At 58.1% G+C, this 406-nt stretch carries 1 protein-coding gene; it reads left to right on the top strand.

The window, feature by feature from the left end:
- Nucleotides 1–132 precede the first annotated feature (132 nt).
- A partial coding sequence (locus D0817_RS24925) for an IS110 family transposase (RefSeq protein ID WP_167470972.1) occupies nt 133–406 on the top strand: 274 nt, incomplete at its 3' end.

Below are 406 nucleotides of genomic sequence, written 5' to 3'. Positions count from 1 at the left end.
CCCGTTTATGAGATTGAGCTAAGACAACGTACTTGATGTGGCGCCCCACTCCAACCCCGAAGATGGAGCACGTCAATGGCCCAGCGTAATCGCAATATCATTCCCAAGTCGGGCAAGACCCGGCAACCGCCCATGACCATCCAGCATCCCAATGCCGCTGGCATCGACATTGGCAGCACATCCCATTTCGTGGCGGTGCCACCGGACCGGGATGATGAACCTATCCGCGAGTTTCCCAGCTTCACCGCCGACCTGAATGCCTTGGCCGACTGGCTCAAGGCATGCGGTGTCGATACGGTCGCCATGGAGTCGACCGGCGTGTACTGGATTCCGCTTTTTGAACTACTGGAGTCGCACGGTTTCACGGTCTTGCTCGTCAACGCGCGCAGCGTCAAGAATGTCTCGG

This window comes from Flavobacterium cupreum (assembly GCF_003996965.1).
Lineage (GTDB): Bacteria > Bacteroidota > Bacteroidia > Flavobacteriales > Flavobacteriaceae > Flavobacterium > Flavobacterium cupreum.
Note: the sequence above shows the minus strand (reverse complement) of the source record. Positions and strands in the feature narration are given on the sequence as shown.